The sequence below is a fragment of the uncultured Slackia sp. genome (assembly GCF_959608125.1).
Taxonomy (GTDB): domain Bacteria; phylum Actinomycetota; class Coriobacteriia; order Coriobacteriales; family Eggerthellaceae; genus Slackia.
Genome location: NZ_CAUHPG010000008.1, coordinates 13,482 through 37,319, shown reverse-complemented (window position 1 = coordinate 37,319; position 23,838 = coordinate 13,482). Strand labels below are relative to the sequence as shown.

General features: G+C 61.2%; 29 protein-coding genes. 13 read left to right on the top strand and 16 right to left on the bottom strand.

Going from position 1 to position 23,838, the window contains the following annotated elements:
* Positions 1–57: 57 nt before the first annotated feature.
* The 3 genes from Q6E04_RS03935 to Q6E04_RS03925 form a co-directional block, all read right to left on the bottom strand.
* Positions 58–1,191, bottom strand: a complete 1,134-nt coding sequence (locus Q6E04_RS03935) for a DUF1648 domain-containing protein (protein WP_303249504.1) — start codon at positions 1,189–1,191, stop codon at positions 58–60.
* Positions 1,188–1,610, bottom strand: a complete 423-nt coding sequence (locus Q6E04_RS03930; protein WP_303249503.1) for a GntR family transcriptional regulator — start codon at positions 1,608–1,610, stop codon at positions 1,188–1,190. The genes Q6E04_RS03935 and Q6E04_RS03930 overlap by 4 nt, the downstream gene beginning before the upstream one ends.
* A 179-nt stretch (positions 1,611–1,789) precedes the next feature.
* Positions 1,790–2,215, bottom strand: a complete 426-nt coding sequence (locus Q6E04_RS03925) for a molybdopterin-binding protein (RefSeq protein ID WP_303249502.1) — start codon at positions 2,213–2,215, stop codon at positions 1,790–1,792.
* Between the two features lie 258 nt (positions 2,216–2,473).
* Between Q6E04_RS03925 and Q6E04_RS03920 the strand changes: the two genes are divergently transcribed.
* The 4 genes from Q6E04_RS03920 (at position 2,474) to Q6E04_RS03905 (ending at position 5,958) form a co-directional block, all read left to right on the top strand.
* Positions 2,474–3,427 (top strand): helix-turn-helix transcriptional regulator, encoded by a 954-nt coding sequence (locus Q6E04_RS03920; RefSeq protein WP_303249501.1) that lies wholly within the window; start codon positions 2,474–2,476, stop codon positions 3,425–3,427.
* 93 nt (positions 3,428–3,520) lie between these two features.
* Positions 3,521–4,507: a YafY family protein gene (locus tag Q6E04_RS03915; protein WP_303249500.1), complete on the top strand. Its 987-nt coding sequence runs from the start codon at positions 3,521–3,523 to the stop codon at positions 4,505–4,507.
* A 168-nt stretch (positions 4,508–4,675) separates the two neighbouring features.
* Positions 4,676–5,536, top strand: coding sequence for a 4Fe-4S binding protein (locus tag Q6E04_RS03910; protein WP_303249499.1), 861 nt, complete (start codon positions 4,676–4,678; stop codon positions 5,534–5,536).
* 74 nt (positions 5,537–5,610) lie between these two features.
* Positions 5,611–5,958 carry a helix-turn-helix transcriptional regulator gene (locus Q6E04_RS03905; protein ID WP_303249498.1) on the top strand — a complete coding sequence of 116 codons (348 nt, stop codon included), beginning with the start codon at positions 5,611–5,613 and terminating at the stop codon, positions 5,956–5,958.
* Here Q6E04_RS03905 and Q6E04_RS03900 read toward each other — a convergent pair.
* The 3 genes from Q6E04_RS03900 to Q6E04_RS03890 all read right to left on the bottom strand — a co-directional run bounded on the left by Q6E04_RS03900 (position 5,955) and on the right by Q6E04_RS03890 (position 8,779).
* Complete coding sequence (locus Q6E04_RS03900; protein ID WP_303249497.1) at positions 5,955–6,659, bottom strand: TetR/AcrR family transcriptional regulator; 705 nt, start codon at positions 6,657–6,659, stop codon at positions 5,955–5,957. The two genes, Q6E04_RS03905 and Q6E04_RS03900, sit on opposite strands and share 4 nt — an antisense overlap.
* A 71-nt stretch (positions 6,660–6,730) precedes the next feature.
* Entirely contained in the window at positions 6,731–7,690 is a 960-nt protein-coding gene (locus tag Q6E04_RS03895; protein WP_303249496.1) for a DUF5692 family protein, read from the bottom strand.
* Between the two features lie 66 nt (positions 7,691–7,756).
* Complete coding sequence (locus tag Q6E04_RS03890) at positions 7,757–8,779, bottom strand: DUF5692 family protein (protein ID WP_303249495.1); 1,023 nt, start codon at positions 8,777–8,779, stop codon at positions 7,757–7,759.
* A gap of 268 nt (positions 8,780–9,047) precedes the next feature.
* Between Q6E04_RS03890 and modD the strand changes: the two genes are divergently transcribed.
* On the top strand, positions 9,048–9,944 hold the full coding sequence (gene modD / locus Q6E04_RS03885) for a ModD protein (RefSeq protein ID WP_303249494.1): 897 nt from the start codon (positions 9,048–9,050) through the stop codon (positions 9,942–9,944).
* A 510-nt stretch (positions 9,945–10,454) separates the two neighbouring features.
* Here modD and Q6E04_RS03880 read toward each other — a convergent pair.
* From Q6E04_RS03880 to Q6E04_RS03865, 4 genes are read right to left on the bottom strand one after another with little or no spacing between them, the layout of a single operon-like run.
* Positions 10,455–11,096 carry a ferric reductase-like transmembrane domain-containing protein gene (locus Q6E04_RS03880; RefSeq protein ID WP_303249493.1) on the bottom strand — a complete coding sequence of 214 codons (642 nt, stop codon included), beginning with the start codon at positions 11,094–11,096 and terminating at the stop codon, positions 10,455–10,457.
* On the bottom strand, positions 11,096–11,905 hold the full coding sequence (locus Q6E04_RS03875; RefSeq protein WP_303249492.1) for a cytochrome b/b6 domain-containing protein: 810 nt from the start codon (positions 11,903–11,905) through the stop codon (positions 11,096–11,098). The genes Q6E04_RS03880 and Q6E04_RS03875 overlap by 1 nt, the downstream gene beginning before the upstream one ends.
* 9 nt (positions 11,906–11,914) lie before the next feature.
* Complete coding sequence (locus Q6E04_RS03870; protein WP_303249491.1) at positions 11,915–12,331, bottom strand: iron hydrogenase small subunit; 417 nt, start codon at positions 12,329–12,331, stop codon at positions 11,915–11,917.
* Between the two features lie 9 nt (positions 12,332–12,340).
* Entirely contained in the window at positions 12,341–13,537 is a 1,197-nt protein-coding gene (locus tag Q6E04_RS03865) for a [FeFe] hydrogenase, group A (protein ID WP_303249490.1), read from the bottom strand.
* Positions 13,538–13,861: 324 nt separating this feature from the next.
* Here Q6E04_RS03865 and Q6E04_RS03860 point away from each other — a divergent pair, with 324 nt between their 5' ends.
* On the top strand, positions 13,862–14,542 hold the full coding sequence (locus Q6E04_RS03860; protein ID WP_303249489.1) for a cyclase family protein: 681 nt from the start codon (positions 13,862–13,864) through the stop codon (positions 14,540–14,542).
* Here the strand turns inward: Q6E04_RS03860 and Q6E04_RS03855 are convergent.
* From Q6E04_RS03855 to Q6E04_RS03835, 5 genes are all read right to left on the bottom strand, one after another.
* Positions 14,520–15,575, bottom strand: a complete 1,056-nt coding sequence (locus Q6E04_RS03855) for an alcohol dehydrogenase (protein ID WP_303249488.1) — start codon at positions 15,573–15,575, stop codon at positions 14,520–14,522. The two genes, Q6E04_RS03860 and Q6E04_RS03855, sit on opposite strands and share 23 nt — an antisense overlap.
* Positions 15,576–15,630: 55 nt before the next feature.
* Positions 15,631–16,167, bottom strand: a complete 537-nt coding sequence (gene thpR, locus Q6E04_RS03850) for an RNA 2',3'-cyclic phosphodiesterase (RefSeq protein ID WP_303249487.1) — start codon at positions 16,165–16,167, stop codon at positions 15,631–15,633.
* A 48-nt stretch (positions 16,168–16,215) separates the two neighbouring features.
* Positions 16,216–17,085 (bottom strand): EamA family transporter, encoded by an 870-nt coding sequence (locus tag Q6E04_RS03845; protein ID WP_303249486.1) that lies wholly within the window; start codon positions 17,083–17,085, stop codon positions 16,216–16,218.
* 78 nt (positions 17,086–17,163) lie between these two features.
* Positions 17,164–18,120 (bottom strand): choloylglycine hydrolase, encoded by a 957-nt coding sequence (gene bsh / locus Q6E04_RS03840; RefSeq protein ID WP_303249485.1) that lies wholly within the window; start codon positions 18,118–18,120, stop codon positions 17,164–17,166.
* 106 nt (positions 18,121–18,226) lie between these two features.
* Positions 18,227–18,988, bottom strand: a complete 762-nt coding sequence (locus Q6E04_RS03835; RefSeq protein ID WP_303249484.1) for a metallophosphoesterase — start codon at positions 18,986–18,988, stop codon at positions 18,227–18,229.
* A gap of 277 nt (positions 18,989–19,265) precedes the next feature.
* Between Q6E04_RS03835 and psiE the strand changes: the two genes are divergently transcribed.
* Positions 19,266–19,703: a phosphate-starvation-inducible protein PsiE gene (gene psiE / locus Q6E04_RS03830; RefSeq protein ID WP_303249483.1), complete on the top strand. Its 438-nt coding sequence runs from the start codon at positions 19,266–19,268 to the stop codon at positions 19,701–19,703.
* On the opposite strand, the gene Q6E04_RS03825 is transcribed toward psiE, so the two are convergent.
* Positions 19,690–20,133 (bottom strand): hypothetical protein, encoded by a 444-nt coding sequence (locus Q6E04_RS03825; protein WP_303249482.1) that lies wholly within the window; start codon positions 20,131–20,133, stop codon positions 19,690–19,692. The two genes, psiE and Q6E04_RS03825, sit on opposite strands and share 14 nt — an antisense overlap.
* A 300-nt stretch (positions 20,134–20,433) precedes the next feature.
* Here Q6E04_RS03825 and Q6E04_RS03820 point away from each other — a divergent pair, with 300 nt between their 5' ends.
* The 6 genes from Q6E04_RS03820 to Q6E04_RS03795 all read left to right on the top strand — a co-directional run bounded on the left by Q6E04_RS03820 (position 20,434) and on the right by Q6E04_RS03795 (position 23,601).
* The gene (locus tag Q6E04_RS03820; RefSeq protein WP_303249481.1) at positions 20,434–20,943 is read left to right on the top strand and encodes a hypothetical protein; all 510 of its coding nucleotides are present in this window, start codon (positions 20,434–20,436) and stop codon (positions 20,941–20,943) included.
* 81 nt (positions 20,944–21,024) lie between these two features.
* Positions 21,025–21,471 carry a hypothetical protein gene (locus tag Q6E04_RS03815; protein WP_303249480.1) on the top strand — a complete coding sequence of 149 codons (447 nt, stop codon included), beginning with the start codon at positions 21,025–21,027 and terminating at the stop codon, positions 21,469–21,471.
* Between the two features lie 155 nt (positions 21,472–21,626).
* Entirely contained in the window at positions 21,627–22,334 is a 708-nt protein-coding gene (locus Q6E04_RS03810; protein ID WP_303249479.1) for a hypothetical protein, read from the top strand.
* Entirely contained in the window at positions 22,331–22,624 is a 294-nt protein-coding gene (locus Q6E04_RS03805) for a hypothetical protein (RefSeq protein WP_303249478.1), read from the top strand. Before Q6E04_RS03810 ends, Q6E04_RS03805 begins: the two co-directional genes overlap by 4 nt.
* A 105-nt stretch (positions 22,625–22,729) precedes the next feature.
* Complete coding sequence (locus Q6E04_RS03800) at positions 22,730–23,089, top strand: hypothetical protein (protein ID WP_303249477.1); 360 nt, start codon at positions 22,730–22,732, stop codon at positions 23,087–23,089.
* Between the two features lie 110 nt (positions 23,090–23,199).
* Positions 23,200–23,601: an arsenate reductase ArsC gene (locus tag Q6E04_RS03795; RefSeq protein WP_368656400.1), complete on the top strand. Its 402-nt coding sequence runs from the start codon at positions 23,200–23,202 to the stop codon at positions 23,599–23,601.
* The last annotated feature ends 237 nt before the right edge of the window (positions 23,602–23,838 follow it).

Below are 23,838 nucleotides of genomic sequence, written 5' to 3'. Positions count from 1 at the left end.
TCGACGCCCTGAGGCTGCGGGGTGTTTTTCGTAAAGGGCTTCCAGTCGGCGTCTTTCTTACGCGACCAGGCTCATCGTCAGCGCGATGAAGGCAGCGGTGAGGATGAGGAATCCGACCATGATCGCCCATGCGGCGGGGCGGGCGAGGTTGATCGTCCAGCCGACGCCGAAGCGCTCGGGCAAGAAGAGGCTCGCGTCATCGCGATTGAAATAGAAGATGCCTAGCTTCCAGTGCTCGTCGTCGTCCATGAGAAGTTCGGATCCGCCTTGCATGCGCATGAAGACGCGCGAACCCGCCTGGCCGTAGACGACCGATAGGGCGATGCTGCCCAGCACGACCGGGACGGTCAGAAGCACGATGATCGCGCCCGCCTGGCCCAGGCCGATGAAACCCGCCGAAGACAGCAGGAACAGAATGCCGATGCCGCCGCTTAAGCCAAGGCCGACGACCAGGAGGAAAATGCTCTGGGCTCGGGCGAAAAGACCGTAGGCGAGCGCCGATGCCGAAGGGGCGGACGGGTCGACGGGGCGCTTCGAGCGAAGGATCGACCAATGCGAGAAGGTAAGGCATGCGGCTAGGGACGCTTCGAAGAGCACGGGAAATCCGATGGCGCTGCCGATCGATTTGGGCGCGTATTCGTTCACGTTACCCGAGAAATCGGCATGCATAGGCAGCATGTCGGGCATGGACGGGTACAGGGCGAGACCGATGCCTATCGTGGCAAGGATGAGAGGGATGTAGAGCAGGTTCCATGCCAGAGGCAGGGCGGCGGGCAAGTCTTGCTCGGCGGCCAAGGCGACCGTCTGCCTGCTTTGCGCCTGCCAGCCACGCTCGCGCTTGAGGGCGACGACCTTGCGGCGGTTCGCCAGCATGAGCGCGAACGACGCGACGATCGGGGCGGTTACGGCGATGCATTCGAGCACCGTGCCGAGCGTCTCGTCTCCAGAAACGATCAGGAGGCCCGCGCCTGCGGAAAGAGCGGTGCAGGCGATCGTGAACGCGACCATGGCCGCGGCGTAGCGCTTCTTCAGCGCGCGCAGGGCCGGGTCATCGTGCGCGGCGGCAGGTACGGTGGTTGCGAAGCATTCGTTGCGGCGCATGAGATACGGAGTGAAGGCGAGCAGCAGGCCCGCGGAAAGAGTCGTCAGGGCGAACATGCCCACGGTTGCGGCGGCGACCACGGCGATCACGCTCCTTCGGTCGATGTGTCGGAAACGGCTGCGTCGAAGACGCGTTTCGCCTGCTCTGAGGCGATGGCGAGGAAGGACTTGCAGCTGCCTCCCTGGGCGCGGTGCTCCAGGGCCAGCCGATACAGGGCCTCTTCGATCTTCTCGGCGCCGGCTGCTTGATGCTCGGGCGAGGCGGCGTGTCGGAAATCGGCGATCACGGCGCCCGCTCGGCCGCGCATCATCAGGAATCCCTCGTCGCGTAGCACGGCGTAGGCTTTGTTCACCGTGTGCAGATTCACGCCCAGGTCGCTTGCCAGCGCGCGTACGCTGGGCAGCCTGTCGGATGCTTCGAGTTCCCCGTGCGCGATCGCCGCGACGATTTGGTTGCGAATCTGCAGGTAGACGGGCTCGGGGCTCGTCTGGTCTATGCGGATAATCACGGCGGCCTCCTTTCGTCGTCTTAATGTTCTATTTGTTATAGATTAAATATAACAAAAGAAAGGCGATAGGGGAAGCCCTTATCCAGCATGGGCGCGATCGGTCTTGAAACGAAAAGGTCCTCCGCACGTCTGCCGTGCGGAGGACCTTCGATGAAACATCGCTTTTCGCGAAGGTTCGCTTATTCGATGCCTACGATCACGTCGGTGGACTTGACGATGGCAAGGGCGGCCGCGCCTTCGGTCAGGCCCAGCTCGTCGATGGCGTCGTTGGTGATGGAGCCCTTGATGACGGAGCCGTCGGAAAGCTTGAGGGCCACGTGGCCGTTGACGGCGCCTTTCTTGACGCTTTCGACGGTGCCCGCGAGCTGGTTGCGCGCGGAGATGCCGGCGATGCGCTCGGATCCGGCGGCGAACATCACGCTGGTTGCCTTGATGACGACGTAGGCGGTAATGCCCTCCTTGATGCCCAGGTCTTTGATGGCCTCCATGGTGATGGACGCCTTCACGGTGTCCTCGCCCAGGTCGATGGCGACGATGCCGTTGACGGCGCCTTCGGAGACGGAGGAGACGATGCCTTTGAGCTGGTTGCGTGCAGAAATCTTCATGGCGTTCCTTTCGTGGATGCGCCGTCCGTTCGCGACGGCGATTCGGTGACGGCTCCCAGTATGGCCGCATCGGCGGGGCGGGGGAAGGGTTGCGGTGGAAAGCGCGTCGCCAGGCGCCGTTTCGTCTTGTTTCGCACAACCCGCGTCGTCGTTTGTGCGAAGGGTCGGCTTCGGCCGACTTGCGGTGTACCCTGTATTTATTCTTGATTGAGTATATACTTGTGTTCGAATGGAGCCGCGTCGAACGAGGGGGAAGGCGTGTCCGAAAGCGGGGCCTTGACGGCCGACGAGGTGGCCGCGATTCTGCGGGTCAGCAAGAATACCGTATACAACCTGGTCAAGCGCGAAGAGCTTGCTGCATATCACGTCGGTCGGAAGATGCGCTTCTCGCGCGATGACGTAGCGAACTATGTCGCACGTCGTACGGGGCCTCGCTCCGAACTCCTCGAGGGCTCCGTCCGCATGCCGTCCGTGCGTTCCGAGGCGTCCGCATTCGCTGTCCGGGCCCGTGCTGCATCGTTCGTTATCGCGGGCAACGACATATTGGGCGATATGCTGGCGAACTACTTGGGATCGGTGGCCGCAGGTTCGACGTTCGAGCGGGTCTACGAGGGAAGCTATGCGGCATTGTGCGACCTGTATGCAGGTCGTGCCCATGCGGCGCTCGTGCACTTCTACGACCGTCTTTCGTACAACCTGCCCTTCGTCGAGCGCCTGGTGCCGGGCGTTCCTGTGCGCATGGTCCGTCTGGTGGGGCGCCGCCAGGGGCTTATCGTGGCGAAGGGGAATCCGCGCGGTCTGCGCGCATGGGAAGACCTCGCCCGCGAAGGCGTGCGGCTCGTCAACCGCGAGCGCGGCTGCGGCTCGCGCGTGCTGTTCGACGAGAAGATGCGCGAGTTCGGCCTGAACGTGCGTGCAGTGAACGGCTACGATCGCGAGGTGTCGTCGGCTTTGACGGCCGCGTCGCTCGTGGCGCGCGGCGCGGCCGATGTCTGTATCGGGTCCGAGCGCGTGTTCCATCAGGTGGAAGGCGTCGACTTCCTCCCCTTGCAAGACGAGTGGCTCGACATCGCGTTTCTCGAGAACGAGCGCAGCATTCCCGTCGTGGATGCCGCGGTTCGGCTGATCCGGTCGCGTGCTTTCAAAGAAGAGGCTTCGCGCATCGTGGGATACTCGACGGAGCATATGGGGGAAACAGTTTATAAACGTTAATTTACACGAGTGCGGCTATGGTGCAGACCATCGGTTCTTCGTCTGTTAGAATGCGGGCTTGGCATAAGCCCGTTAAGGAAAGCTGCGTGAATCATGGCGAATAATAAAACCTCGAAAATCAAGGTTTTGTACCTGCTCAAGATTCTTCAAGAGGAGACCGATGCCGAACATGGCGTGACCATGGCAGGCATCATCGAGCGTCTCGGCGAATACAAGGTAAGCGCCGAGCGTAAGAGCGTTTACAAGGATATCAAGACGCTGCGCGAGTTCGGCGTCGATGTCAAAACCTACCAGCGCAATCCCGTGGAATACGGTCTGGACACGCGTAATCTGAGCGCCGCCGAGCTCATGCTGATCGCAGACGCCGTGCAGTCATGCCGCGCTATCAGCGACAGGCAGGCGAAGCTTCTGATCGACAAGGTGAAGACCCTGGCGATGAAGCTCGACCGCCCGAAGCTCAATCGCACCATCCATGTGGTCGGCCGCGTCAAAACGTCTCACGAATGCGTCTTGAAAACGGTCGACGCTGTTCACGAGGCCATTCGCCTGAAATGCAAGGTGTCTTTCGTCTACATGTATATGGGGGCCGACGGCAAGCGCCGTGCCGCGCACCAGGGAGAACCGCGCGTTGTCACGCCCGTCGCCGTTTCCTACGACAACGGATTCTATTACCTTTCGGCCTATAGCGACGAGCACGCCATGATCGTCGAGTATCGCCTCGACCGCATGAAGAATTTCGCCGTTCTGGAAGATGAGCCCGCCGCTGACAATGACGCGGTGAAGAGCTACAAGCCCGAGGACGGTACGGTCGCGATTTTCGGTCGCTTCACAGGCAACGAGCAGCAGGCCGTGCTGAAGGCTGCGCCCAGCAAGCTCGAAATCATCACCGACCGTTTCGGCGCTGCGGTGGTTTCGACCGAGGCGCAGGAGGACGAAAGCGCCCTGGCCAACGTCAGGGTATGCGTGAGCCAGCAATTCTTCGGATGGGTCGCAGGCATGGGCGGGGCGGTGACGATCGCGGGTCCCCAGAACCTGGTCGACGAATATCGCGCGTACCTGCGCAGTCTGCTGGAAGAGTAGGCGTCTCCAAGGCATTCACGGGGGCGGCCGCGATGCGTCGAACAAAACGGTTTCGATGCGTCGCGGCCGCCGTTATTTTTTATTGCCAAACTTGACGTGCTTGGATATCATTCGTTCCCATACAATTAAGTAATTGCTTAAATACTTACAAACAAGAAGGGGATGATGATGGCGAAGCGTGCTGTTGTGGGACATGAATGCGTCGCGTGCGGAACGTGTGCGAAGACCTGTCCGTTTTCTGCGATATCGGTGCCGGACGGCAGGTTCGCCGTGGTCGATCCCGACCGATGCGTCGGATGCGGCACGTGCGCGAAGGTGTGTCCTGCCGAGGTCGTTTCGATCGAGAAGACGGATGAGAAGCGCGACCCGGGCAAGCCGCGTCCCAAGCCCGTCAAGCGCGAGCGCAAATGGCACGACCACCTCTACGTTGTCACGCCGATCTATCTGACCTTGGGATTCTTCAACATCCTCTTCGCGTGGATCGGCCTGCTGTTCTTCTTCCTTCCGTTGATCTTCGCGGCGGCGGGCAAGGGCAAGCTGTACTGCAACCGCTACTGCGACCGCGGCCAGTTCCTCGATCTTCTGGGCGAGCGATTCGGCATCTCGCGCAGGGTCGCGCTGCCGCGCTGGATCCGCAGCAAGGCGTTTCGCTACGGGTTCCTGACGTTTTTCATGGTCATGTTCATTAATATGCTGGTGGTGACCTGGCTTGTTCTGACCGGCTCGCAGGAGCTCGGCACCACGGTGCAGCTGCTGTGGACGTTCCAGCTGCCGTGGCATTGGGCCTACCCGGTCGCGGTGGCGCCGGGCGTGGCGCAGTTCGCCTTCGGATTCTACGGCGTCATGCTGACGTCGACGGTGATCGGCCTGTTCTCCATGCTGCTGTTCAGGCCGCGTTCGTGGTGCGTGTTCTGCCCCATGGGAACGATGACGCAGCTGATTTCGTCCGCTCGCGCGAAGGGTTCTTCGTGCGCCGGATGCGGCGCAGGACGCGGCGCCGGCTGCGAAGCGGGATGCAATATCGAATAAACGAGCGCGGCCCTTCCCGCAGCCTCGATCGGGGCGCGGGAAGGGCTGCTTGGGGAAAGGAGAAGGATACGGATATGTCGAAGCAAGAACGAGCCGACGATGCGGCCGGATGCGCGGCGGGATCCGATGCGGTGCAGCTCGAGGAGCATGCGGCCCAGGTGGCGGCCCTGTTCAAGGCGCTGTCGAACCAGAAGCGCCTGTTGATCGTCTGCTCGCTGCTCGACGGGCCGCGCATGGTGGCGCAGATCGCCGAGCATGTTCCGGGCATTTCGCTGCCGGGCCTGTCGCAGCATCTGGCCGCATTGAAGGCGGCGGGGATTCTGTCGTCGGAAAAGCAGGGGCAGCACGTGGCATATGCCCTGGCCGATGAGCGGATCGCCCGCTTGATGGAGCAGGTGCGCCGCGATTTCTGCAGCGCCTAGCTTGCCTGCAGGACGGGCGCGTCGGGGTGCTCGGGCCACGGCGGCGGGTCGAGCACCGTCATGTCAAGGCGAAGCGTCTGCACGATCAGTTCGGCGAGCTCTTCGTCGGTGATGTCGGGTTTCGCCTTCATCATGCCCGCCAGCCCGAAAAGCAGAAGCCCGAACGTTTCGGGAACCAAGCGGATTTCGATGGTGCGATATGCGGTGTATTCGGACACGATGTAATCCTGGATGCAGGCCACGACCTCGCGGACGGCCTGCGTGGCGAACCGATCGCGCAGGCCCAGCTCTTCCAGCACGGCGAACATAGGGCGCGGCTTGCCCGACGCGGTGTAGAGCGTGCGTCGGAACGCCGACACGCAGTTCTTCAGTTCGGCTGGCATGTCGCCGAAGACGCGTAGCTCGTTCCAGGTGGACACGCTTTCCAGCAGGTCTTCGAGGTAGTCGTCGAGCACGGCGTCGGTGACGGCCTGCTTGTCGGGGAAATAGTAGTACACGAGGCTGCGCGCCACGCCCGCCTTGCGCGCGATCGCGGCCATGCTCGTGGCGGCCACCCCTTCGGTTTCGTACAGCTCGCGCGCGGCCAGCATGATGTCGCCGGCCGCTCCGTTCAGCCGCGCACTGCGCCTGACCTGCCGCGTAACGGGGTGCGGCAGGTCAGGATCGAATTCCGGCATGGCCGCGCTTGTTCTGGCACGCATGACGGCTCCTTCGCTCTCCCATGAAGCCGCCGCGCCTTCCGCATCATGCCGGCAACGGCGTTCGCTGCCGATCAACGGTTCTCTTCGACGACCTCTCGATAGCTCTTGGCGTCAGTATAGAGTTCGTCTTTGAGCGGGTTAAGGCGCTGTGTACGGATTCGGTGCAGCTGGTAGGCGGCCAGCGCCACGTTGGATGTCAGGGCCACGAGGCTCACGACGAAAAACGCGGTGGGGTTGTGGGTCGTGGGGATCTCGGCGAAGGTGTAGAACTGCGGGACGGCCATAGCGAACATGGCGTAGAGCCCCAGCGTCTGGGCTCGATGCTGAAGCCACGCGCCGCGCTTCGTGAAGAAGGTGGGCACGGTGCAGGCGATCAGCAGGGCCAGGCCCGTGTAGGTGGAATGGTCCGACATGCAGTTGTAGGTGTAGGCGAAGTTCCACAGGTCGTAGGCGATGATCCACATCCAGATCATGTCGGGCCAGATCATGTCGCGCGATTTGTCCTTCGAGATGAAGATGCCGAACCAGCCGCAGATGGTGACGATGTTCAGGATGCCGGCGATAGCGTTCATGATGTTCCACGGCCCCGAAATCATCCACACGTGGTCGACGACCGCGCCGTCCCAAAGCCCGAAGCTATACATCTGCAGGTCGCGCACGACGGCTTCGGCGATGTTGATGGCCAAGATCAGCGGCGGGAAGCACAGCGCCCATCGCTTTTCGTACAGATGATGCACGCAGCCGTCGGAGCCGCGCCATGTCACGAAGCGCAGCGCCATGAAGCCGACGCATCCGGCCAGCGCCGAATAGGTTTTCGCCCAGTTGAACCAATTGCCGGTGCCGTAGCCGTTGTCAGGCGCCGCGGTGACGGGCCAGACGAAGATCGACATGACGATCGGCGCGACGATGAACAGGGCCACGCCGCCCCAGACGCTCGTGCGGCCGAACTCGTTGAAAGCCATGAGGGCGAACACGACGAAAAGCCAGATCGCCCATACCAGAGGGTCGGATGCTTGGTACAGGATGCCCATGGGGTCCCTCCTCGGGTCGTGGGCGCCGCCGCGCACGCTGCTGCGGCGGCGCATAAGCTGCGGACGTTACGGACGCGTGACCATGGTGTCGACGCGGCCTTTCTTATCCCAAGCCGCTTCGTAGCCGAACTCTTCCAGATTGGCCAAGGCCGCTTCGCGCCGATCTTCGGGAACGTCGATGTTCTCGAGGTACACCTTGCGGAATCCGGGGTTGTCGATGTAGAGCTCCTGCTTGAACGGGTTGCGCCTCTTCTTGATGATCGTGTATGCCTGGTAGACGAATACGCCGATGTTGAACAGCAGGGCGATGACCGAGATCGTCATGTGCGCCGCCGGGGCGTTCGTGGAGTGCACGACGAAGGCCGGATGCAGGTAGAACCAAGGAATCGTCATGGTGATGATCATGTTCACGGCAAGCGTGCGGACGCGATGCTGCGCGTAGGCGCCGCGCTTGATGAAGAACGCGGGGATAGTGCAGGCGGCCAGAAGCACCAGGCCGCAATACATCGAGCGGTCGGAGACGCTGTTGTAGGTGTAGGCGAAGTTCCACAGGTCGTAGCCGATGATCCAGAACCACAGCTGGTCGGGCCAGACGAAATCCTTCTTCTTGCCGCGGCTGACGATGATGCCGAAGAAGCCGCAGATGCACAGCGCGTTCAGGATGCCCGCGATGCCGTTGATGATGTTCCACGGGCCGCCGACTACCATGTAGCCGTCGACGATGCCGTTGACGCCTGCGAGCTGGAAGTCGCGAATGCAGGCCTCGAGGATGTTGATGGCGAAGATGACGGGCGGAATGCAGACGATGTATTTCTTCTGGAAGGCGGGGAAGTAGACGATCAGCCAGCCCAGGATGGCGCCCGCCAGGCACGAATACGTCTTCACCCACTGGAACCACGTGCCCGCGCCGGTGCCTTCCACCGCGGTATGGGGCCAGACGAATACGGTCAAGACGAGCGGCAGGGCGATGAAGATGGCGCCGCCGATCCATTTGTTGATGCGCGACAGCTCGTTCATGCCGATGAGGAACGCCAGATACAGCAGGACGCTCACCCATGCCGTCGCCGAAAGCGGCTCGTAGAAGAACATGATGACTCCCTTCCCCTGATATGCCGCGAACCTGCCGAGGAAGGCGTGCGATGCTGCCGTCGCCCTTGCGCTCGGCCGGTTCGCTTCCTTGCGCGGAAGTGTAGCAAGGGGATTTTTCGTCGGTTTGACGTTTGATGCTTGATACGTCAGGGGCGTGGGCGGCGCCGGGTTTCGGCCGGGGTGGCGGGGATGGTTTATCATCGGAAGCGCGCCGTGTTCGGGGAGGGGCGGGGCGCTGTATTCGTTTCGCCGTGTGTCAGGGGGCCTCATGGTTACCGTATCCGATGAATTGATCGACCGCATCATTGCAGAAGACGTGCCGTATTTCGATTTGACGAGCCATGCGCTGGGCGTCGCCGAGCAGCAGGGAGCGATGGAGTATTTCACGCGCGAGGCGTGCGTGCTTGCGGGCGTCGAGGTCGCCGAGCGTATCGCGTGCAAGCTGGGGTGCCGCGTGACGGGCCATGCGGCGTCGGGCGATGTTTTGCAGGCGGGGGAGTCGTTCATGACGATGGAGGGAAGCGCCGCCGCGCTGCATCAAGCGTGGAAGGTGTGTCTGAATGTGTTCGATCATTGCTCGGCGGTGGCCACGAAGACGCGCGCCATGGTAGACGCCGCCCATGCCGTGAATCCCGCGTGCGAGATTTTGACCACGCGCAAGAGCATGCCCGGCGTGAAAAGCCTGCTGATCGACGCGGTTCTTGCGGGCGGGGCGTTTCCTCACCGTCTGGGCCTATCGGAAACGGTGCTCGTGTTCGACCATCATCTGACGTTCATGGGCGGCTTCGAGAAGTTCGTCGAGCAGCTGCCGGCGATCAGGCGTCGATGCGTCGAAAAGAAGCTGTTCGTCGAGGTGGATGCCAAGCGCGCGCTGCAGCTTGCGCGCGTGAACGCCGAAAGCGCGCGTGCGTGCGCCGAATCGGGCGGCCGCGTGCCGTGGGCGGGCGTCGACGGCGTGCAGGTGGATAAGCTTGCCGTCGACGAGCTGGCCGACCTGGTGGAGCAGCTGCGCGCGATCGACCCGCGCCTGACGATCGTGGCTGCAGGCGGCGTGAACGATAAAAACGTCGCCGATTATGCAAGAACCGGCGTCGACGGCCTGGCCACCACGGCGCCCTATACCGCCAAGCCCATCGACATGAGCGTGCGTATGCGGATGGCATAGTGATTCGAACGCAAAGGAGTCGGATTGCCGAATGCGGCGGTCCGACTCCTTTATTTTTTTTGCAGGGGCCTCTTCGATGCTTAGCGGGCTCCGAGGGAAAGCGCCAGGTCTTCGTCGGGGTCGGGGTTTCCCATGCATGGGCAATGGGAGTCGTAGACCCGTCCGATGTATGAGCCGTTCTCGGCACGGTAGTCTGGATGGCGGGAAGGGTGTCGCCGTCGTTTTGCCGGACGTCATCCAGGAAAAAATGCAGGGATTCTGCCGTCATCGAACGGCGCGACGGTCGCTCTGTCTGTCGGATTCATCGGCTCCACCTCCAAATGACGGCTCGGTTTCCAATGGGCTATTCCACCCCCTTATTCGCCGTGCGTACGATACGTGGCACAGAGGAGCGCTTTTGATCGCGGCCGTCGTTGCAGGCGTCGCTAATGCCATGTGCAGAAACGAAGCTGGCCGCACGGGGTGTTTCCGTGCGGCTGGGGTGGATGGGGGTCGGATTTTGAGGGGGCGCTAACGATGTCGGCGCTTGCGATGGCCGCGCCAGGCGTACAGGCGCGCTGCGGCGTAGGCGATGCCTGCTGTGCCGTAGAAGAGGCCTGGAGCGAATTCGCCCGTCGCCGCCGTCGCGTAGACGCCGTGGATGCATGCTGCGGGGAAGAACACGTAGGCGAGCCTGTGCGTCTTCTTCCAACGAGCCATGCCCATGCGCTCTCTGATCGAAGAAAGCGACGTGGTTGCCAAGATGGTCAGGAGAACCGCCTGCATGATGCAAATGCCCACGAATGCCGCGCCGAGTCTCGGATCGATGTCGTGGACGAATCCGATGAACAGGATGTGTCCGAGCGCCAGGATCGACGCGGTGTTCGCCAGAGGTTCGCGCACCTGCATGAGGCGCATGCGCACCTTCGAACCAGGTTTGAAGCACCCCGTGAACATGACCGCGGCGAACAGGCAGAACGACAGCAGCCCGTTGCCGACGAATGCGGCAAGCGCCTGCGAGACCGCGCCATCTCGCGCCAGCACAAGCGCGGCGAGCTGGATCGCGCAGAACGCCGCGGCCGCCCCGTAGAAGATCGCGGGGCGGTTTTTGAGCGGCGCAGCAAGGTCCCACGAAACGACGAGCGCTGCGACCGAGCACAGAAGGTACGCCATTACTTCTCCTGTGCCGCACCGGCTGCGGCCTGTTTCGCCTCGGGATGCTGCGCGAGGTATTCGGGCGTGTCCTCCACGACTTCCTCGTCAATCACTTCGAGCGACTGCAGCCACTTGCCGTGCTTCTTCTTCGTGTACGCGTAGTCGGCCGTGCCGTCCCTGAACATGGTGCCGAACTCCACGTTGGTCTCTTTATAGATGGCTCCCAGGAAGAAATGCACCGCGAACACGGCCAGCATGAGCAGGGCCATGATGTAGTGCAGCGTCCAGATGAGCCAGGTTCCGCCGGGACCGATGTTGATCTTGACCAGGCCGAAGATACCTTCGCCCGCATTCGCCCACATCAAAAAGCCGGTGATTGCGAGCATGACGCCGCCGAGAACCAGGCAGATGCCGGCAAGCTTTTGGCCGGTGTTGTACTTCTCCTGCGGCGGAACGTAGTGCGGCGGCTTGTTGCGGAACAGGTACGGGTCGAGGTATCCGCCCATGGGAGCGGTGATCCAGCCCACGTCGTCTCTGTCGTAATGGAAGATCGTGCCCATGAAGCGGCTGAACGATCGGAAGTTCGCCACGACGTAGACCGTCGGCGCCGAGATAAACAGCACGCCCAGCAGGCAGTGGGAAAGCGCCACGAACGAACGCGGCACGGGCGCGCCGAAGAACAGCAGCAATCCCGTGACGCCGCAGTACATGAAGCCGATCGCGACGCAAAGATGCATGATGCGCGTGGACAGGTTGTGTTTGAAGATCTTCAGTTCGAGGCCCGGCTGCTCTTGCGCGGCGGGGTTCGTGATGGTCATTTCGCTCATGAATTCCCCCTAGGCCTTGAACGTTTCCATGTATTCGTGCGTTTCCTGCTCGGCGCTTTCGAGCGAATGGCTCTTCAGCTCGGCCACGTGCGCTTCGACGTTCTTACCGTACACGGTGTGGCACAGGCGATGCGACAGCTCGGTGCGCGAAGGCGCCACGGCGCCGGGCGAGAGATACTGCTCGTACAGCGCGACGATTTCGGGGTTCGAATGCGACGTGCGCAGCGGTCGTGCCTGGTCATTGGCGTACAGGACGCCTTTGCGCTTGGCGATGTATTCGTAGACCTTCTTGTAGGTTCCCACGAAGATGCCGCCGATGGCGGTGGCTGCGAGAACCGACCCGATGGCCGTGGCGGCGCCGATCAGCGCCTCGCGACGCGTGATGCCTTTGGGGTCGCCGATGGTTCGTTGGGTATGGGTGGACATGGCGCCTCCTTACAGAATCTCGTGGTTGATCGGCTGGCCGCCGCCGTTGACGCATCCGCCCGGGCAGTTCATGACCTCGATGAAGTGGTAGGGGCTCGTGCCCGCGGCCACTTCCTCCATGAGGCCCGTCACGTTCTGGCTGCCGCTGACGACCGCCACGTTCAGGTCGAGCTGCTCGAGGCCGGTGGCCGCCTTCCATTCGTCGGAAAGGGGGATGGTCACGGTGGCGCTGCGCACCGCATCCTCTCCGCGCACGGCGGTTATCTCGAAGGTTCCCAGCTCCTCGCCCGAAAGCGCGGCGTAGGCCGTGCGCAGGGCCGCTTCCATGACGCCGCCCGTGTTGCCGAAGATGACGCCCGCGCCGCTGCCCTGGCCGAGCAGGCTTTCGGGCTCGCTGGGCGCGAGGGAGGTCAGATCGATGCCGGCTTCTTCGATCATCTGCGCCAGTTCGCGCGTGGTGATGACCGCGTCGATGTCGCGGTATCCGCTGGAAATGAACTCGGGGCGCGAGGATTCGTATTTCTTGCTGGTGCACGGCATGACGGCGACGCTGAACATGTCGGCGGGGTCGACGCCCAACTGCTGCGCGCCGTACGTCTTGGTGACGGCGGCCTGCATCATCATGGGGGATTTCGCGGTGGAAAGATGTTCCAGCATGTCGGGGTAGTTCAGCTCGGCATAGCGCACCCATCCGGGGCAACACGAGGTGAACTGGGGAATCTTGCCCTCGACGGCCTCGTAGCCGGGCACGCCCATGTCGCGCATGAGACGGCCGATGAGCTCGTGGCCTTCTTCCATGATCGTCATGTCTGCGCCGAAGACGGTGTCGTAGACGTGGTCGAAGCCCAGCTGCTGCAGGGCCGCGATCATCTGGCCTTCGACGTCGGTGCCGGTTTCCAGGCCGAAAGCTTCGCCGAGGCCCGCGCGGACGGCGGGCGCTTCCTGTACCACGACCACCTTGTTGCCGGCCAGGGCTTCTTTGACCTCGTCGACCATGCTTTTGTCTTCGATCCTGCCGAACGGGCACGTGATCAGGCATTGCCCGCAGCTCAGGCATTTCGTGGGGTCGATGACGTGTTTCGTGCCGAGGCCGTTCACCGTGATGGCGTTGTTCGGGCACACTTTGACGCAGTCGTCGCATCCTTTGCAATCATCTCTGATCGAAATGACTCCCTCTGCGAGAATCAACTCTCTGATGCTGCTCAAGACACACCTCCTTGGGGGGTTGTGCGGTTCGAGCCCGCGCACGGCGCCTGTCGTGTGGCGCGGCGCGTGGGTACGGCTCGCGTGAATAACGGGCGATATGCTCCGAATAAGCCGACTATCTATGTCGGAATTAGACATATGCGCCTGCGGATTCTATGGGAAAGGAAGGTGTCTGTCGATAAGAATTGTTACGAAGGACAAAAGGAATATTATTTTGCGGTCGCGATTGCGTGGGCGTCGGGGTTCGTAAAGCTGGCGGTATGATGAGCTTCGTCGGCTTTGACTGGATTTTCGAGTAGTGCGCGCTCGTTCAAGGAGGGCTTTATGAGAGTGATCGATCTGACGCATACGATTCGCGAAGACATGCCCGTGTTTCCCGGCGACGATGCGCCGCGGCTTACGCAGGCGGGGTCGTATGATGCGGACGGGTATCGCGCCACTATGCTGTGCATGTCCACGCACGTGGGAACGCATATGGATGCGCCGGCTCACATTTTCGCGGACGGCACGACGATCGATATGCTTCCCGTAAGCCATTTCATGGGTAAGGCGATCGTGGTTGATTGTCGTGATTTGCGCGAGGGTGATGCTATCACGATGGAGCAGGTCAGAGCCTGCGGCCAGGCGGCCGAGCAGGCCGATTTCCTACTGTTCAACTTGGGATGGGATGCGCGGTGGGGCTCTCCCGAGTATTTCGGCGACTATCCCTGCGTCGATGACGAGGTTCTCGATTTCGTGATCGAGCGCGGCTTCAAGGGCATCGGCTTCGACGTGTTGGGGATCGATCCTATCTGGGACGAAAGCCTTCCGCGGCACAAGAAACTGTTTGCGGGCCGCGACGTCGTCAACATCGAGAACCTGACGAATCTCGATCAATGCGGCCGCGGACTCTTCGATTTCGGCTGCTTCCCTCTGAAAGTACAGAATGGCGACGGTTCGCCTTGCCGAGCCGTCGCCTGGTTTGAAGATGAGGCCCTGTCGTCTAGCGTTCTTCCCACGGCGTGATGACCATTTTCAGGCAGTCGTCTTCGCGGGCTTCGAATGCGCGGTATGCTTCCAGGATATCGTTGAGGGCGTAGCGCTTCGAAATAAGGCAGCTCGTGTCGATGCGGCCTTCTTCGACGAGCTTCATGGTCTCGTCCAGGTTCGCGGCGTCGACGCCGCCCGTTTTGAACACGAGGTTCTTGCCGTACATCTCGTGCAGGGGGAGCGTCTGCGGGCCTTCGTACATGGCGGAAATCACTATGGCGGCATTGGGGCGGGCGACGCGCCATGCCATTTCGAAGGTGTTCGGTCCGCCGGCGGCCTCCACCACGGCATCGGCGCCGCGACCGTCGGTCATGTCGCGCACGGCCGCTTCGACGGCATCGAGGTCCATCGTGCTTGCGTCGATCGTCTCGTCGGCAAGGCCGTGCTCTTTCGCCAGCGCGAGCCGCTTCGCGTCGATGTCGATCGCCACGATACGACCCGGCTCGGCAAGCTTCGCGCACATCATGGTGGCAAGGCCGACCGGGCCCGCGCCGACCACCGCCACGCTGCAGCCGCGCTCGAGCTCGGCGATTTCGGCGCCCCATTGGCCCGTCGCCACGATATCGCCCAGGAACAGCGCATCTTCGTCGGTCACGCCGTCGGGAATGACGCTGCAGGTCTGATCGGCGAAGGGGACGCGCACGAATTCCGCTTGGCAGCCGTCCATGCGGCAACCCAGCTCCCATCCGCCCTGGATGCAGTTGTTCACCCAGCCGCGCTTGCAGTAGAAGCATTCGCCGCAGAAGGTCTCGCAGCTCACGGCAACGCGGTCGTCTGCGGCCAGCTTGGCCACGCCTGCTCCCACTGAATCGACGACGCCTACGAACTCGTGGCCCAGCACCGTGTTCGGCAAAGCGCGAGGGACGGCTCCGTGGATGATATGCAAGTCGCTGGTGCAGATGGTCGAGCGCGTGACGCGCACGACGACGTCGCCGGGGTCGATGGGCTCGGGTTTGGGGCGGTCTTCGATCGAGATGGCTCCGTTTCCGTCATGCACCAGTGCTTTCATGCTGCTCTCCTTTATCGCGAGGTCGGTGGTTCTGTTCGTGCGCGGCTTGCGGGCTTCAGCGCGCGGGTTCGAGGTCTATGCCGTACATCTCTTCATACGAGGCGCCTTCGCGCGAGAGGGTGCTCTTGAACACCGCGACGCGCGTCGCGAGCGCCGGCCCAGGGAAGGGCAGGGGCGGCAAGTCGCCTTTGGGGATGCGCGCCCTTCGTGCGAGGGTTATGTGCGGCAGAAACGGCTTGTCGTCGAAGGGGAACTCCCGTCTGCGCAGCTCTTCGCGCAAGCGAGCGGCCAATGCGCTCAGATGAGGGTCGTCGGCCAGCCCGAGCCACAACGACGCATCGGCGCTGCGTCCGAATTTCCCCAGTCGGTCGGGGACAAGCGTGATGCGTCCGATGCCTTTCGCCGCTTCGTCCAACGCGTCTTCGATGTCGGGCAGGCATGCTTCGGGTACGTCGCCCAGAAACGCCAGGGTGACGTGCCAGTTCTCGCGAGGAATGAAGCGTCCTGGCACGGAGGCGCGCAAAGGCCTGACCAGCCCCGCCAGTTCGTCTTGCATGAGCGAAGGTATTTCGAGTGCGATGAAGATTCTCATGTCCCTATTGTAGTCCCATCGTTTCGGGTCGGTACGGGTTTTCGGCGGCTAGGTCCACCATGCCATCGCAGCGGTGCCAAGCACGATGAGCACCAGGCCCGCGGCGCTTTTCTTCGTGAGCTTTTCGCCGAACGCGAAGAAGGCGAACAGGACCGATACCAGAACGGACAGCTTGTCGATCTGCACGACGACGCTCACTTGGCCTGCGGATATGGCGTAGTAGTAGAACAGCCACGATGCGCCCGTCGCCAGGCCCGACGCCGTCAGGAATCCCAATTCGCCGCGACGCACGCTGCGTACCTGGCCGAGTTTTCCTTTCATGGCCACGATAGCCCACGCCATGGCGAGCACCACGCAGGTGCGGATGGCGGTCGCGAGGTTCGATTCCACGCCCTCGATGCCGACTTTTGCTAAGAGCGAGGTGAGCGCGGCGAATACGGCGGCGCCGATCGCCCATATGAGCCACGTGCGGTCGTTCGATTCGCTTACGCCCTGCTTTTTCTCGATCATCATGAAGGTGCCCAGCGCGACGGCTGCGGTGCCTGCGAGCTTCACGCCCAGGTTGCTCGTCTCGCCGAATAGCACGATGGCCAGCAGGGTGGCAAGCACCGTGCTCGATTTGTCGACGGGTACCACCTTGTTCACGTCGCCGGCGGAAAGCGCTTTGAAGTAGCAGATCCACGATGCTCCCGTGGCCAGGCCCGACAGCACGAGGAAAAGCCACGAGCGAGCGCTGATGGCGCCGACGGCGTCGAGCGGGCCCGAAAGCGCCGCCACGATCCATGCGAACACGAGCACCACGCAGGTGCGCAGGGCCGTGGCCACGTCGGAATCGGTGGTTTTGATGCCGCATTTGGCGAGGATGGATGTAATGCCTGCGAAAAACGCCGAAGCGAATGCTGCTGCGATCCAGGACAAAAGGCGCCTCCGTTCGATCGAGCGGCGTCATTCGGCTCGATGGGTCGGGCGCCGTTGTGCGGGTGTGCGTGGTCGCGTTCAGTATAGCGCCCGCGTCTGCAGGGCGCTGCCGTCCATGTCGAAGCTATCGAACGGGAAGGCTCGTATTTCGAAGCTGTCGTAGGTGTTCGCGTAATAGGTGTTCGTCGCGCCGGAGAAACCGCTGGTGAAGATGGTTTTCTCGAAGCGCCCGCCGGTGGATTTCACGGTACCTTCCGTCACCTGCACGGACGCGAGCGTGCGGAAGAGGCGCGCCACGTTTTCGCGTTCCGTTGTTTTGGCGGGGTGGTGCGCATTGGCGTAGGCCGCGCGCACGAAGCGCGAAGGCGATCCCGGGTCGCCTGGAATGCCCTGCATGCCTGCGCCCATGCCCCATGCGCGCAGCTCTTGCGTGCCCCATGCGACGGGTTGCGGGTTTTCGCTGCTCGTGTGCAGGTAGTTGTCCAGATTGGCTATGTGCCATGGCAGTTCCGGCGAATTGGCCAGCACGTCGGCGCGGTTCTCGTAGACATGCAGCCCGGTCGCGGTGCATTCCACCACGATACTGCGCGCGCCGTCGGCAATAATCCAGTGCAGCAGCGATTCGGGCTGCCCTTGTTGCACGAGCGATACGATCCGCACGTCGGCCAGCGCACGCTCCGCTTCGTCGGTCGAGGCGAAGTTACGCGCTACCCACAAGGGGAATTCGAAGGTGGCAACGTTGCACATGCCTTCGGCGGGTTCGTGCGGGAACGCTCCGCAGCGCGGGAAGTTGAGGCCCGCCACGGCGAGGCCTGTTTCGTTGGCGCAGTCGAAATACATCGGCCTGCCGCCCATGACGCAGCCGACGCCCAAAACGGCATGGGGCTCTTCGGCATGCGCTGCCCCCAGCGCGTAGTCATAGGCGAAGCCGCGCGGCGTGGCCAGGATTTCTTCGCCGTAGGATTCCGTCCAGTCGAGGTTGCGCCCGAAAAACAGGGCTCCGTTTTGGTCGGCGAATCTGACGGCGGTGCACATGGCGGTCTCCTTTTCTGCCGGGGTCGTTGCACCCCGATTGTGCCACGTTCGCGGCGCAATCGGGGCACAGCTTGACGGCCGCTACCGTGCCGTTTTTTTGAGGCGGCTACAGCCCGGGACCTGAATACGTGCCGGTTGCTTCGTCGTATTTCAAAACGGGAATGCGTCCGCTTACGACGGTCTGGCCGTCGATGTAATAGTGGGACGCTCCGTCGAACCAGATGTCGTGGTAGCTGGGAATCTCGGAGACGAATTCTGTGCTGATGTGGCCGGCGATGACGTCGAGTTCGAAATGCTTGCCCGTGTAATACGGCGACATAGACGTGAAGTATTCTTTGGGCGTTCCGACGCGCCACAGGTCGCCCGCTTCTTCGTCGATCCCCGCATGGCAGAACACTTGCTTGAATTCCGTTTCGTAGTAATAGGGAAGGCGGCGGATCCAGCGGATGACGTCGGCGTGGCGCGTTTTCATGTAATCGGTCGTCAGAAGATACGCATCCTCGAATTTCCTGCGCATGAGCAGGTGTTTCACTTCGGCGAAAGCATCTTCGTCCAGAAAGCTTTGCGCGGTTTTCAGGTTGACGTCTGCAAGGATCCAACCTTGCGTGAACCCCAGGTCGGAGGGTGCCATGTCGATGTATTCCAGCAGCATTTCCTCGTGGTTGCCGCGCAAGGCGATCACCTGGCCGGGAAATTCTTCCTGAAGCCCCATGATCCTGCGGTAGACGTCGAGGCTTGCGGGGCCGCGATCGCAGTAGTCGCCCAGCAACACCAGCCGCGACGTTTCGTCGCTCAGGTCGACCTGCGCGAGGGCTTCTTCGAAGGGTTCGATGAATCCGTGGATGTCGCTCATAGCGTAGATGGCCATAATGCTCCTATCGCTTGATTCTGCGGTACATATTTCAGTACATCGCATCGAGTTTCTTGTCAATGGGAAATCGAGCGGCGCGCTGCGGCATTTCGTGCTTTAAAATGCTATTGATATAGTATCATTTACAAGCGTTGCAGAGAGGCGCCAAGGGGAAGACGACGCAGCGCACGCGGCATCAGGCCGCTTCGCTTGCGATCAGGCGCTCTGCGCACGCTTCGCGCGTCCGACGCCCATGCGTTCGGCGCGCCCGCACGAATCGTTGGAGGGTGGAGACATGGAAGATAAGGCGACGAAGGACCAGATTGCGTTCAAGGGGCTGGTGGACCCTGAATTGCTTTCGAGGCTCATGCAGCTGTTTTTGTCAGGCGTGCTATTCATTCTGGGCGGCATTCTTTCGGTGCTGCTCTTGATGAGCACCTGGAACCTCATCTCGCTCGTATTCGTCGCACACGAGTTGAGCGGGGCGGAAATCCTGGGCTCGATCGTGACTTGGTTCCTCTATTTCGAGTTTCTTGCGCTGATCGCCAAGTATTACCAGTCGGGCCTTCATTTCCCGCTGCGCTACTTCATCTACATCGGCATCACCGCCATCATAAGGCTGATCATTTTGTACCACGACGATCCCATGCACACGCTCATCTTCTCCGTTTCGATCCTCGTGCTGGTCGTGGCTCTCTATCTTGCGAACACGAAGCTGCTCAAGCGCGAGTAGCTTTTCTGCGAGCGTCGTCGATCGATTCGGGGGCGACCGCGCCGGCGACGACCGCGCCGTCGTTCGTCAGCTGCAGATTCCGGGGGCCTGACAGCACCATGCATGGCTCGACGGTGGCGGCGCGATTGCTTCGGTCGGTGCGCACGTCTTCGTCGAGCGACCAGGTTCCTTCCGGTGAATAGCAGGAATTCAAGCCCGTCAGGGGGTCGGTCCAGGAGGCCACGTCGCCTTCGTCGTTTCGGTAGGGCGCGGTGGTTTCCAGGGGCCGTCCGCCCGAGGCTAGAATCGAGCTCACGGCATCGATGGAGTAGCAGCCGGCGTTAAGCGGATATGCGTCGTCCATTGCTGGAGTGCCTTCGCCTGTCTGGGATGCGGCGCCGAACAGCGGAAGCGTTTTCTTAGGCATGGCCGTGTGGGAGAAATAGGCCAAGAAGGTTCGGAGAGATCGGGGGCTTCTTGGCTTTCGGCTTGGACCTCGTTCGCATCGATGCCGCCTGTCCGCATGAACAGGTTGCTTTCCATGATGGAAACGATGCCGAACGCCCAGCACGAACCCCACGGATTCTACGACTTCACAGGCGTGACGTAGCTTTTACCGTTCACGTTGCGCAGGTTGGCTGCTTCAATGATACTGTCCGATGTTTTCGCTTGCGCTATGCTAGGCACGGGGCGGTGCCCTCGACGGTTTCCGCTTGTCTGCAATTAGAAGCTCATGCGGAAAGGAGCGCTCATGGACGGTCGAGAAGAATCAGGGTTGACCCGCCGAGGATTTATCGTGTTGGCCACATCGGCTTTCGGTGCTTTCTTTATCAAGCCCTCGTTTGCCAAGGCTTCCGATTCTGGCAAGAAGTACCTCGTTAGCGTTCAGACAATAGGATACGGTTATCTTTGGCCTAAGGAATGGATTGACGAAGACGACGAGTCTATCTTCGGCCCTGATCCCGTCGAGATGCAGCGTGAGGCGTTGGGTCCTGGTTCGATTTTGTATTTCGAACGGGATTCGAGCATTCCGGAAGACGCGGCCTGGCTCGATGTGGTTACCTCGGATGGCGATAAACTTTGCGATATTCCCTGGCGTGCTACTCCAGAAGAGGAAGAGGCCGTCATGTTGATCGTCGATAAGATCAACGATGGCTACGAGGTATGGGCCGAAGTGACCGATGCCGACCATGCCACCATCGATGCTGGATCGGACGACGCGCAAATTCACCACATTGAATTCGACGTATTCTATAAATGACGAGCGAGAAGGGCTCTCTGTGTGCTTTATCGTCGCGGTTCGCCAGGCGACGGCGAGGAGGGCGTCATTTGCGTGCGGTCAATGCCAGACCTTGCCGCTCCAGCTATTTTGTCGCTTGATGTTGAAAGGGGTGCGTGCCTTGTGAGCCTGGGATATGGAGGTGCGGCCCGTCTTGTGCTGAGCGACGGCGAAAGCGCCATCTACGCGTATGCATGCACGAACCTGAACAGGCGGGACAACGACCCCCGCGAAGACGGCGAGATATACATCGAACTACGGCCGATCGCGTCCGCATACGTTCCGAAGAAAACGAAGCGCTATCCGAACGGGGTCCCTATAAGGTCGGCGGAAAACGTCGATTATGAAAAGATGATCGCCGCGGGGTCTTTGAAGGTGACGAACTGTTCGAACGCTACTTGCTTTGACGGCGATGGGATAGACGTGCAGGCGTGGGAACTCATTCGCAGAGTCGCTTTGCGAATTCAATTGGACGGGGAGTTCCCTGCGGAAGTCGGGTATTTCAAGTAAGGCGTCCGATGCGGTGCGTGGAGGCGGGGCTTTCGGGCGAGGGTCGCCGCATGCAGGGAATAGCTGCAGATGCCATTCGGGGCGCCGCGTCCTATTCGCGATTTTTACACAGCGCTTTATGGTTAAATTAAGGGACAGTTTCAAAGGGGGCTCATATGGCGCTGAAAACCAACCGTAAGAAAATTGCAGAGGGGCTGACCAAGAGCGCGTCGAATGCGAAGGGCGCAATTGCCGAGGCGGCAGGGGCGGTCAAAGGCAAAGCCGTAGTTGCGGCGGGCGCTGCAGGCACTGCCATATCTTCCGGTGCTGCGGCCGCATCCGAAAAGGCGGCGCGTGCGATCAGGGGTCAAAAAGAACGGTTGTACAACCCTTTGTTCGCAGAGGATTATTTCTCGACGGATTTCGACATGCCGAAGCTCGTCGTGATCGCGGACGAGGACATTCGAAAGGGAGTCGAGGTTTGCGACGGGGCGATCGGCTGGCTCAACACGCGCCGTATACCCGAAATCATTTTCATGTACGAAGAGTTCGTTCCCAGGAGCAATGTCAGGTTCAGCCCGAGGCCTATGTGCGGCGGCGTTTATTACCGCCATCCCTTTGAATCGGACCTTTATCTTCAGGTGAAAGACTATTTGAAGATATGCAAGCGCGACCAGCTGACGGAGCTGAAGAACATCGCGTGCCTTCTGGGCGCGTTCACTGCAGCGTCGAGGTGCATCAGGAAAAGGGGTTGTTCGGTTCCGTGGGCGCTTCGAGGAATTCTCATGTGCAGGCGAAAGTCGGCAAGGAGCGGGCTTCCACGGATGTCTCTCAATCGCTCGATGCGAACTGCACCTCCAGCGAGACGCTTAATATCGTCATGAGCGAGTCGTTCGAGCCCGGGGCAACGCCCCGAAGGCCGGAATTGAAATGGTTTGCTCACGACAACGAGATTCTTTCTCTTATCGAGAAGCGCTGCAATCCCAATGCGGGCGGGGTTTTGAACTCGTATAGCATCGACATCACCGCCTCGACTTCTTCGTCGATCAGCATCGACCTTGCCAGCTCGATCGATGCGAGCCTTGGTGCTGCGAAGGTGAAGGCGGGCGGTTCGCTTTCTTCCGGTCTCAAGAAAGAGGAAAAGAAGCACTTCGTATATAAGATCGAGTTCTAGGCTTAATTGGAGCCGCGTGCGGCCCTGCGGATATCAGGGCTGTTCGCAGCCGTCGAGCGGAAGAGGGCGGTTGCGAACTGCGGGAGGCGGGCCCTGCGCGGCCGTATGCTGTGGTTCGAATGCGGATTCGGACGCGGAACGTTTTTGGAGGCGGTCATGTTCAACTGGCTATTCAGGCGCGACCATTGCCCCGAAGAGGAAGAAGACGACGGCGTGGACCAGCTGGTCCTGGACGTCCATGCGCGATGCATTCGCAACAGGGAGGCGCTGCAGCGCGTCGACAGGTGCGGATGCTTTTATTGCCTGGCAATCTTCGACCCGCAAGAAATAGAGGAGTGGATCGAGGACGAAGGTGGCGACACGGCGCTCTGCCCCCGCTGCGGCATCGATTCCGTCCTCCCCGAATCGGACGAGTACCCGCTGACGAAGAGCTTCCTGCGGCGCATGTACGACCATTGGTTCTAGGGGAGCCGCCTGCTCGGCGGCGTCGGCGATGCGCGGCGTGGCGGCATCGTTCGCTCGCGAGCGTACAATCCTGAGAAAACGGCGAATGAATCGAAAGCGTGGTTTACGAAATGAAGAAGGTCGCATTCATCTGTGTTCACAACTCCTGCCGAAGCCAGATCGCCGAGGCGCTCGGGCGGCGCTTCGCGGGCGATGCGTTCGAAAGCTATTCCGCCGGAACCGAAACGAAGCCGCAGATCAACCGGGACGCGGTTCGCTTGATGAAGGAAATCTACGGCATCGACATGGAGGCGGAAGGGCAGCGCAGCAAGCTGATCTGCGACATTCCCGACCCTGACATTGCGATTTCCATGGGCTGCAATGTGGGCTGCCCGTTCATCGGAAGGCCGTTCGACGACAACTGGGGCCTGGAAGACCCGACGGGAAAGAGCGACGAGGAGTTTCGCAAGGTCATTGCTGAAATTGAGTCGCGGGTAAAGGCGCTGACGGACATCGCGGGAGGACTTGTCTGATATCGATGAACCTGATTGTATTTTGCGTTAGCCCCGCCAAACCCTTTAACTTCCGAGGGAGTTGCGGTTGGTGCCTGCTTTTGGCCTTCGTCTGTTTAGGTCTGCGTTAAATTGCAATCGATTGAGGTCATAAGCGGCTGTAACGTGCTGGCCGATTATGCCAAGCGAGAGTGCTCGAACGCTCATCATCCGCGAATGGGTTTACCGAACTTTTCTTCTCGGGCCTTAGAATATGAA

Coding starts and splice junctions, on each gene's coding strand:
- Q6E04_RS03925 (WP_303249502.1), bottom strand. CDS start 2,215: ATGAAGATTTCTGCACGCAACCAGCTCAAAGGCATCGTCTCCTCCGTC.
- Q6E04_RS03915 (WP_303249500.1), top strand. CDS start 3,521: ATGGCGAATAATAAAACCTCGAAAATCAAGGTTTTGTACCTGCTCAAG.
- Q6E04_RS03910 (WP_303249499.1), top strand. CDS start 4,676: ATGGCGAAGCGTGCTGTTGTGGGACATGAATGCGTCGCGTGCGGAACG.
- Q6E04_RS03905 (WP_303249498.1), top strand. CDS start 5,611: ATGTCGAAGCAAGAACGAGCCGACGATGCGGCCGGATGCGCGGCGGGA.
- Q6E04_RS03900 (WP_303249497.1), bottom strand. CDS start 6,659: ATGCGTGCCAGAACAAGCGCGGCCATGCCGGAATTCGATCCTGACCTG.
- Q6E04_RS03895 (WP_303249496.1), bottom strand. CDS start 7,690: ATGGGCATCCTGTACCAAGCATCCGACCCTCTGGTATGGGCGATCTGG.
- Q6E04_RS03890 (WP_303249495.1), bottom strand. CDS start 8,779: ATGTTCTTCTACGAGCCGCTTTCGGCGACGGCATGGGTGAGCGTCCTG.
- modD (WP_303249494.1), top strand. CDS start 9,048: ATGGTTACCGTATCCGATGAATTGATCGACCGCATCATTGCAGAAGAC.
- Q6E04_RS03880 (WP_303249493.1), bottom strand. CDS start 11,096: ATGGCGTACCTTCTGTGCTCGGTCGCAGCGCTCGTCGTTTCGTGGGAC.
- Q6E04_RS03875 (WP_303249492.1), bottom strand. CDS start 11,905: ATGAGCGAAATGACCATCACGAACCCCGCCGCGCAAGAGCAGCCGGGC.
- Q6E04_RS03870 (WP_303249491.1), bottom strand. CDS start 12,331: ATGTCCACCCATACCCAACGAACCATCGGCGACCCCAAAGGCATCACG.
- Q6E04_RS03860 (WP_303249489.1), top strand. CDS start 13,862: ATGAGAGTGATCGATCTGACGCATACGATTCGCGAAGACATGCCCGTG.
- Q6E04_RS03855 (WP_303249488.1), bottom strand. CDS start 15,575: ATGAAAGCACTGGTGCATGACGGAAACGGAGCCATCTCGATCGAAGAC.
- thpR (WP_303249487.1), bottom strand. CDS start 16,167: ATGAGAATCTTCATCGCACTCGAAATACCTTCGCTCATGCAAGACGAA.
- bsh (WP_303249485.1), bottom strand. CDS start 18,120: ATGTGCACCGCCGTCAGATTCGCCGACCAAAACGGAGCCCTGTTTTTC.
- Q6E04_RS03835 (WP_303249484.1), bottom strand. CDS start 18,988: ATGGCCATCTACGCTATGAGCGACATCCACGGATTCATCGAACCCTTC.
- psiE (WP_303249483.1), top strand. CDS start 19,266: ATGGAAGATAAGGCGACGAAGGACCAGATTGCGTTCAAGGGGCTGGTG.
- Q6E04_RS03820 (WP_303249481.1), top strand. CDS start 20,434: ATGGACGGTCGAGAAGAATCAGGGTTGACCCGCCGAGGATTTATCGTG.
- Q6E04_RS03815 (WP_303249480.1), top strand. CDS start 21,025: ATGCCAGACCTTGCCGCTCCAGCTATTTTGTCGCTTGATGTTGAAAGG.
- Q6E04_RS03810 (WP_303249479.1), top strand. CDS start 21,627: ATGGCGCTGAAAACCAACCGTAAGAAAATTGCAGAGGGGCTGACCAAG.
- Q6E04_RS03805 (WP_303249478.1), top strand. CDS start 22,331: ATGAGCGAGTCGTTCGAGCCCGGGGCAACGCCCCGAAGGCCGGAATTG.
- Q6E04_RS03800 (WP_303249477.1), top strand. CDS start 22,730: ATGCTGTGGTTCGAATGCGGATTCGGACGCGGAACGTTTTTGGAGGCG.
- Q6E04_RS03795 (WP_368656400.1), top strand. CDS start 23,200: ATGAAGAAGGTCGCATTCATCTGTGTTCACAACTCCTGCCGAAGCCAG.